This window comes from Lentzea sp. NPDC006480, assembly GCF_040611995.1.
GTDB lineage: Bacteria > Actinomycetota > Actinomycetes > Mycobacteriales > Pseudonocardiaceae > Lentzea.
Genome location: NZ_JBEXPJ010000253.1, coordinates 1 through 9,627 on the forward strand (window position 1 = coordinate 1; position 9,627 = coordinate 9,627).

The 9,627-nt window shown below is 70.1% G+C and carries 1 protein-coding gene; it reads left to right on the top strand.

Going from position 1 to position 9,627, the window contains the following annotated elements; translation table 11 throughout:
• A partial coding sequence (locus ABZX92_RS43785; RefSeq protein WP_355571762.1) for a type I polyketide synthase occupies window positions 1-9,568 on the top strand: 9,568 nt, incomplete at its 5' end.
• Window positions 9,569-9,627 lie beyond the last annotated feature (59 nt).

The following is a 9,627-nucleotide window of genomic DNA, read 5'->3' on the forward strand; positions in this document are numbered from 1 at the left end:
CGACGCGGTCCTGAGGCACCTCGACCCGAACCTCAAGAACATCATCTGGGGCGACGACGAAGAAGCCCTCGACCAGACCCAGCACACCCAGCCCGCGCTGTTCGCCGTCGAGGTCGCCCTCCACCGGCTCGCCGAGTCGTGGGGCCTGAAGCCGGACTTCGTCGCCGGCCACTCCATCGGCGAGATCGCCGCCGCGCACATCGCCGGCGTGTTCAGTCTCGAAGACGCCGCGAAGCTCATCACCGCCCGCGCCACCCTGATGCAGAACCTCCCGCCCGGCGGCGTGATGATCGCGCTCCAGGCAACCGAGGACGAGGTCACTCCGCACCTCACCGAGGGCGTCTCCATCGCCGCCGTCAACGGTCCCACCAGCATCGTCATCGCCGGCACCGAAACAGCAGCCCGCGAAGTCGCAAAGCACTTCGAAAAGACCAAGCAGCTCAGGGTTTCCCACGCGTTCCACTCGCCGCTGATGGAGCCGATGCTCGACGAGTTCCGCGCGGCCATCGCGGGAATCGCGTTCGAAGCACCGATCATCCCGCTCATCTCGAACCTCACCGGCGAACAGGCCCGCGTCGAGCACATCACCACCGCCGACTACTGGGTCAGCCACGTCCGCGAGGCAGTCAGGTTCGCCGACGGCATCAACTGGCTCACCACCCACGGCGTCACCCAGTTCGTCGAGATCGGCCCCGACGGCATCCTCTCCGCACTGGTCGAAGAGGGCGCCACGCCGCTGCTCCGCAAGGGCCGCAACGAGGTCGAAGCGATCACGACCGCGCTCGCGAACCTCCACGTCCGCGGCACCAAGATCGACTGGTCCGCCTACTTCGCGCACACCAACGCCAAGCGCGTCGACCTGCCGACGTACGCGTTCCAGACCAAGCACTACTGGCCCAAGGGCGGTGGCGGTTTCCACGACCCGCGCGCCGCCGGCCTCGGCGCGGCACGCCACCCGCTGCTCACCGCGACCGTGAGCTTCGCCGACCAGGACGGCGCGCTGCTCACCGGCCGCCTCACCCGCCAGACCCACCCGTGGCTCGTCGACCACGCGGTGCGCGGCGCGGTTCTGCTGCCAGGCACCGCTTATCTCGAACTCGCGATCCGCGCGGGCGACGAGGTCGGCTGCGACCGCGTCGAAGAACTCACGCTGACCGCGCCCTTGATCGTCCCCGAACGCGGTGGCGTGCAGGTGCAGCTGTGGATCGGCAACGCCGACGCCAACGGCCGCCGCACCGTCAAGATCTACTCGCGCGCCGAGGGCTCCGACGACGAACCCTGGACGCAGCACGCGATCGGCGTCCTGGGCGCACCCGCCCGCGAAGCCGCCTTCGACACCGCGGTGTGGCCGCCCGCCGGCGCCACCGCACTCGACACCGACGGGTGCTACGAGAACTTCGCCGCGATGGGCTTCGAGTACGGGCCCGTCTTCCAAGGCCTGCGCCGCGCCTGGCGCGCCGAAGACGGCGTCGTGTACGCCGAGGTCTCGCTTCCCGAAGGCGTCGACCCGGCTGGTTTCGGGCTGCACCCGGCACTTCTCGACTCCGCCCTGCACGCGGCGCTGATCTCGGGTGAGGGCGAGGCCGGGCTGCCGTTCTCGTGGGAAGGCGTCTCGCTGCACGCGACCGGCGCCTCGACGCTGCGGGTCCGCCTGACCCGTTTCGGCGACAACGCCTACGCCATCGCCGCGGTCGACGGCGCGGGCAAGCCGGTCGCCTCGGTCGACTCACTGGTGGTGCGCGCGGTCGCGGCCGAGTCCACTGTGGACCGAGACTCGCTGTTCCAGGTCGACTGGGTGCCCGTGACGGTTCCGGCCGTCCAGGACTCCAATGCCCTGGTCATCTCGCTGCAGGGCAACGAAGACGTCGTCGCGTCCGTCCACGAACTGACCGAGCGAGTTCTCGGTCTGCTGCAAGAAGAACGCGACGAGCGCGTCGTCTTCGTCACGAACAGCACCGACCTCGCGTCAGCAGCGGTGTGGGGCATGGTGCGTTCGGCGCAGTCCGAGTCGCCGGGCCGCTTCTCGCTCATCGAACTCGACGGCACCGACGCCTCCAACGCCACGCTCGCTGCCGCTGTCGCCTCCGAGGAGCCGCAGCTGGCGTTGCGGAACGGCGAGGTCTACGCGCCGCGCCTGGCCCGCGCCGACATCGAGGAAGCTCCGATCGAGTGGGGCGCCAAGGTCCTGATCACCGGCGGCACCGGCGGCCTCGGCAAGATCATCGCCAAGCACCTCGTCACCGAGCACGGCGTGCGCGAGCTCGTGCTGGTGTCGCGCCGCGGCACGGGTGACGTGTCGGAGCTGGAGTCGTTGGGCGCCAGCGTTTCCATGGTGGCCTGCGACGTCACCGATGCCGATGCGGTGGCGGCCTTGGTCTCCGCGCACGAGATCACCGCCGTCGTGCACAGCGCGGGTGTCCTGGACGACGGCGTCATCTCGTCGCTCACGCCGGAGCGGCTGCACCCGGTGCTGGCGCCGAAGGTCGACGCCGCGTGGAACCTGCACGTCGCGCTGCCCGGTGTGCCGCTGGTGCTGTTCTCGTCGCTGGCCGGCACGTGGGGAACGGCCGGGCAGGCCAACTACGCGGCAGGAAACCACTTCCTCGACGCCTTGGCCGAGTTCCGCCGTTCCACCGGAGCTCCAGCCGTCTCACTGGCGTGGGGCGCGTGGGCCGGCGACGGCATGCTCACCGAGGCCGACGCCGAGCGGATGACCCGGACCGGCATGCCTCCGCTGACTGTCGAGCAGGGCCTCGGCCTGTTCGACCGCGCCGTGGCGTCCACGGCCGCCGCTCTGGTGCCCGCACGCCTCGACCTGGCCACGTTGCGGCAGCGCGGCGAGGTGCCGCCGTTGCTGCGCGGGCTGATCCGCGTCCGGACCCGCCGCGCGGCCTCCGGTTCGGAGACCGCCGACACGTTGATCCGCAGGCTTGCCGGCCTCGGCGCGGAGGAGCGCTCCGACGCGGTGCTGGAGCTGGTGCGCGGCCAGGTCGCGGCCGTCCTCGGCCACGCGAGCGGCGACGAGATCGAGCCCACCCGCCAGTTCCAGGACCTGGGCTTCGACTCGCTGACCGCCGTCGAGCTGCGCAACCAGCTGACCGCCGTGACCGGTCTGCGCCTGCCCGCGACGATGGTGTTCGACTACCCGACGCCAGTCGCACTCTCCTCGCACCTGCTCGACGAGCTGTTCGACGGCGCCGCGGATGTCGTTGTGCCGGTTCAGGTTCGCGCCGCCGTCTCGGACGATCCGATCGTGATCGTCGGCATGGGCTGCCGCTACCCGGACGGCATCGGCTCGGCGGACGACCTGTGGCGGCTGGTGTCCGAGGGCGGCGACGCGGTCTCCGGCCTGCCGTCGAACCGCGGCTGGGACCTGGAGAACCTCTACCACCCCGACCCCGACCACCCCGGCACGACCTACTCGCGTTCCGGCGGCTTCCTGCACGACGCGGGCGAGTTCGACGCGGGCTTCTTCGGCATGTCACCCCGTGAGGCGCTCGGCACCGACTCGCAGCAGCGCATCCTGCTGGAGGTCGTCTGGGAGGCGATCGAGCACGCCGGAATCGACCCGGTGTCGTTGCGCGGCACCCAAACAGGTGTCTTCGCGGGCGTCATGTACAACGACTACGGGGCCCGGTTGGCCGGCGGTGACTTCGAGGGCTTCCAGGGATCCGGCACGTCTCCGTCCATTGTGTCCGGTCGTGTCTCCTACACCCTGGGCCTGGAAGGTCCGGCGGTCACGGTCGACACCGCCTGCTCTTCTTCTTTGGTGGCAATGCACTGGGCCATGCAGGCACTGCGTGCGGGTGAGTGTTCGCTGGCGCTCGCCGGTGGTGTGACGGTCATGTCGACGCCGACCGCGCTGGTCGAGTTCTCCCGGCAGCGCGGCCTGTCGCCGGACGGCCGTTGCAAGGCGTTCTCCGACTCGGCCGACGGTGTGGGCTGGTCCGAGGGTGCCGGTGTGGTCGTGCTGGAGCGTCTCTCCGACGCCCAGCGCAACGGCCATCCCGTGCTCGCCGTGATCCGCGGTTCGGCGGTGAACCAGGACGGTGCCTCGAACGGCCTGATGGCGCCGAACGGACCGGCTCAGCAGCGTGTGATCCGGGCCGCGCTCGCGAACGCCGGGCTCGCTTCGTCCGACGTGGACGTCGTCGAAGCGCACGGCACCGGCACGACGCTGGGCGACCCGATCGAGGCTCAGGCCCTTCTCGCCACCTATGGCCAGAACCGCACCGAACCGCTGTTGCTGGGCTCGGTGAAGTCGAACATGGGCCACACGCAGGCCGCCGCGGGTGTCGCCGGCGTGATCAAGATGGTGCAGGCGATGCGCCACGGTGTCGTGCCGCAGACCCTGCACGTCACGACCGCCTCCTCGCACGTCGACTGGACCGAGGGCGCGGTCGAACTGCTGACGTCGCCGCGTTCCTGGCCTGCGGTTTCCCGACCGCGCCGGGCGGGTGTCTCGTCGTTCGGCATCTCGGGCACCAACGCGCACGTGATCATCGAGCAGCCGCCGGCCGCCGACGTTCCGGGTTCCGCGCCTTCGGACGTCGTCGTGCCGGTGGTGTTGTCCGGCCGCACCCGCCGCGCCGTGCGCGGACAGGCCGCGCGCCTTCGTTCGTTCGTCGAGTCGTCTGACGTCTCGTTGCACGACTTGGCTTTCTCGCTCGCGACGACGCGTTCGGCGTTCGAGCAGCGAGCAGCGATTGTGGCCAACGATCGTGAGACTCTGCTGCGTTCGCTAGGGGCTCTCGCAACCGAGAACGCCGACGCCGCCGTGGTCGAGGGCGAGGTGGCGCCGGGCAAGGTGGCGTTCCTGTTCTCCGGCCAGGGATCGCAACGCCTCGGCATGGGCCAGGAGCTTCACGCCCGCTACCCGGTGTTCGCCGCCGCCCTCGACGAGGTGCTCGAACGCCTGCCCGTGCGCGAGGTCATGTGGGGCTCCTCCGAGGAGGACCTGCGGCAGACCGGCAATGCCCAGCTCGCCTTGTTCGCCTTCGAAGTCGCGCTGTTCCGCCTCGTCCGCTCGTGGGGCGTGAAGGTCAACGCTCTCGTCGGCCACTCCATCGGCGAGATCGCCGCAGCTCACGTGGCCGGTGTGCTCTCCCTCGACGACGCCTGCGCCCTCGTGTCGGCCCGTGCCCGCCTGATGCAGGCACTCCCGGCCGGCGGCGCCATGGTCGCCATTCAGGCCACCGAAGCCGAAGTCACCCCGCTGCTCACCGCGGGCGTCTCGATCGCCGCGATCAACGGCCCGGACTCGGTGACCGTCGCGGGCGTCGAGCAAGAGGTTCTGGCGGTCGTTACGAGGTTTGACGACCGCAAGACCAGGCAACTTTCGGTGTCGCACGCGTTCCACTCGCCGCTGATGGAGCCGATGCTCGACGAGTTCCGCGCGGTCGTGGCGGGCCTGTCGTTCGCGACGCCGTCGATCCCGCTGCACACGTCCGGGGACGTGACCTCGCCTGATTACTGGGTCTCACACGTGCGAGAAGCTGTCCGGTTCCACGACAACGTCGAGGCGGCACGCGCTGCCGGCGTCACGACGTTCGTGGAGATCGGACCCGAGGGAGCGCTCTCGGCTCTGGTCGACGGGGCCATCCCGGTGCTGCGCAAGGACCGTTCGGAAGAGGCCTCGGTCGCGCTGGCGCTGGGACGCCTGTTCACCACCGGTGTGTCCGTCGACTGGAAGGCCTACTACGGCCCCGCGCACCGCGTAGCGCTGCCGACCTACGCGTTCCAGCACGAGTACTACTGGCCGCTGGGTTCCGCCGCTCCGGTGATCACCGACGCTGATCCGGCGGACGCCAAGCTGTGGGCGGCCATCGAACGCGGTGACGCCCGTGAGCTCGCTGCGTTGTTGAGGCTGGGGGAGGAGCAGAGCGCGTCGCTGGACTCGCTGATCCCCGCCCTGTCGTCGTGGCGTGCGGGCAACCAGGAGAAGTCGCTGCTCGACTCGTGGCGCTACCGGGTGCTGTGGGCGCCGGTCCGCATCACGGGCACGCCGGTCCTGTCCGGCCACGTCACGGTGCTGACGACTCCGGTTGTCGACGCTGAGCCCTACCGTGCGGTGCTGGCTGCTCACGGCGCCGAGGTCACGGTCGTCACGTCGATCGCTGACATTCCTGAGTGCGATCTCGTGGTGTCGTTGGTGGCGCTGGACGAGTCGCCCGCCCAGGTGCTGACCACCGGTCTGGAGCAGTCGATTCTGCTGGTCAAGTCGGTCGACGTACCGATCTGGGCGGTCACGTCCGGTGCTGTCGCCGCAGAGACCTCCGACTCGGTGCGCTCCGCCGCGCAGGCCGCCGTGTGGGGCTTCGGCCGTGCGGCGGCGCTGGAGCACCCGCAGCGCTGGGCGGGTCTGATCGACATGCCCGAGGTGCTGGACGAGAACGCGTTGCGCCGCTTCGTGTCCTGCGTCGCGGGTCTCGGCGGCGAGGATCAGCTGGCCGTGCGGTCGTCCGGCGTCCTGGGACGCCGGCTCGCACACCGCCCGGTCGACGCACTGCCGTCCGGCTACACCGCGCACGGCACGGTGCTGATCACCGGTGGCACCGGCGGACTTGGTGCCACAACGGCGAAGTGGCTTGCTGAGCGCGGTGTTTCCGGCCTGGTGCTGACCTCTCGCCGCGGTATCGACGCGCCAGGCGCCGCCGAGCTGAAGGCGGCGCTGGAGGAACTCGGCCCGCAGGTCTCGATCGTCGCGTGCGACGTCGCCGACCGCGACGCGCTTTCTGATGTCATCGAGGGCATCTCCGACCTGTCCGGTGTCGTGCACACGGCCGGTGCCGCGCAGCACGCTCCTCTTGAGCTGACGTCGCTGGACGACTTCGCGGATGTGTTGTCCGCCAAGGTGATCGGCGCCGCGAACCTCGACGCGCTGGTCGGCGAGGTCGACTTCTTCGTGCTGTTCGGCTCGATCGCGGGCGTGTGGGGCAGTGGCGGCCAGGCTGCTTACGGTGCCGCGAACGCCTACTGCGACGCCCTGGCCGAGGCTCGCCGCGCACGTGGCCTGCGGGCGACCTCGATCGCGTGGGGCCCGTGGGCCGAGGTCGGCATGGCGACGCACGAAGCCATGTCCGACAACTTGGCGCGCCGCGGTCTGACGTTCCTGCAGCCGGACCAGGCCGTCGCCGAGCTGAACCGCGCCGTGATGCACGACGACACCTGCGTCACCGTCGTCGACATCAACTGGGACACCTACTTCCCGCTGTTCACCTCGGTCCGCCCGTCCGCGCTGCTGGCAGACCTGCCCGAGGTCAGGGCTTTGACGGTCGTCGAGGAGGTGCGCCGCGACGACTCGGAGTTCGCGCGCACGCTGCGTTCACTGTCCGAAGAGGACCAGAAGCGCAAGCTGGTCGAGCTCGTCCGCGCCGAAGCCGCCGCCACGCTCGGCCACAGCTCGGTCGAGGAGGTGGGGGAGAACCGCGCGTTCCGCGACATCGGATTTGACTCGCTGACCGCCGTCGAGCTGCGCAAGAAGCTGTCCGACGCCACCGGTCTGTCGTTGCCCGCGACGCTGGTCTTCGACTACCCGACCCCGGTGGTGCTCGCCGACCACCTGCTGGCCGAACTCCTCGGCTCGGCGGAGGAAGCTCTGTCGTACTCGGCTCAGATCGACTCGGACGAGCCGATCGCGATCGTCGGCATGAGCTGTCGTTTCCCCGGCGACGCCAACACCCCCGAAGCCTTCTGGGAGATGGTGCTCGCCGGCACGGACGCGATCACGGAGTTCCCGGCCGACCGCGGCTTCGACATGGCGCAGATGTACGACCCGGACCCCGACCGCCCCGGCACCACCTACACCACCGCCGGCGGCTACCTGCCCGGCGCGGGCGACTTCGACCCGTCGTTCTTCGGCATCTCGCCGCGCGAAGCCACGGGCATGGACCCGCAGCAGCGCCTGCTCCTCGAAACCACCTGGGAGGCCGTCGAACGCGCGGGCATCGACCCGGCGGCGTTGCGCGGCAAGAAGGTCGGCGCGTTCATCGGCTCCTCCTACATCGAGTACGGCGGCGGTGACGGCGGCTCCGAGGGCTACCAGGTCACCGGCACCTCGCCGTCCGTTCTGTCTGGCCGTGTCGCCTACGTGTTCGGCTTCGAGGGCCCGGCTGTCACCGTCGACACCGCCTGCTCTTCTTCTTTGGTGGCAATGCACCTCGCGTGCCAGTCGCTGCGCACCGGCGAGTCCGCGTTCGCCGTGGCCGGTGGCGCGACGATCATGCCGAACCCCAAGCCCCTGATCGCCTTCTCCCGCCAGCGCGCCCTCGCTCGCGACGGCCGCTGCAAGTCGTTCTCCGACTCGGCCGACGGCATGATCCTCTCCGAGGGCATCGGCATGCTCCTGCTGATGCGCCAGTCCGACGCTGTGGCCGCGGGCCACCGGGTTCTGGCCGTGATCCGAGGCTCGGCGGTCAACCAGGACGGCGCCTCCAACGGCCTCTCCGCCCCGAACGGCCCGTCACAGCAACGCGTGATCATGCAGGCCCTCGCCAACTCCGGCGTGGCCACCAACGACATCGACGCCCTCGACGCCCACGGCACCGGCACCTCTTTGGGCGACCCCATCGAAGCCCAGGCCCTCTTCAACACCTACGGCCGCGACCGCGACGCCGACCGTCCGCTCTTCCTGGGCTCGGTGAAGTCGAACATCGGCCACACCCAGTCGGCCGCGGGCGTCGCCTCGGTCATCAAGATGGTCATGGCCCTGCAGCACGGCGTCCTGCCCCGCACCCTCCACGCCGCCGAGCCCTCGACCCACGTCGACTGGACCCCGGGCACCATCGCGCTTCTCCAGGACACGACCCAGTGGCCGGAAACCGGCCGGGCCCGCCGCTGCGCCGTCTCGTCCTTCGGCATCTCCGGCACCAATGCTCACGTGATCTTGGAGCAGGCCGCGGGGATCCCCCCGTTTTCCAGCGTACCGAACGAAATCGCTGGTCAACCGGGCTCACCGCAATCTGTGGACAACTCGCAGCCTGTGGACAACTCGGCACTTGTCGATCTTGCGAGCCCGGAATTGCCGGCCTCCGATGAGACGATTGGAGTGGGGACCTCGGACTCCCCCCGGGGCCCCCAGTCGGGATCGATTCCGACGCCGTGGCTGGTGTCGGCGAAGTCCGAGGCGGCTCTGCGCGCTCAGATCGACGGGCTCGCGAACGTCGTCGCAAGGCCCGAGGACATCGCCTACAGCCTGAGCCTGCGGCCGAACTTCGACCACCGCGCGGTGCTCATCGACGGCGCGGAGACCAGGGGTGTCGCGGACCTGGAGCGCAAGGTCGCGTTCATCTTCCCCGGCCAGGGCTCGCAGTGGGTCGGCATGGGCGCGCAGCTCCTCGACGAGTCGCCGATCTTCGCCGCCCGCATGGCCGAGTGCGCCGCCGCCCTGCAGCCCCACACCGACTGGAACCTCCTCGACGTCATCCGCCGAGCGGAAAGCCTCGACCGCGTCGACGTCGTCCAGCCCGCGAGCTGGGCGATGATGGTGTCGCTCGCCGAGCTCTGGAAGCACTACGGCGTCACCCCCGACGCGGACACGTGGCTCGGTGTCGCCCGTGTCTTCCAGTAGGAGAGCAGGTCCGGGATCAGCAGGAGCTGGGAGGCCTGGGGCAGCAGCGGTTCCGCCAT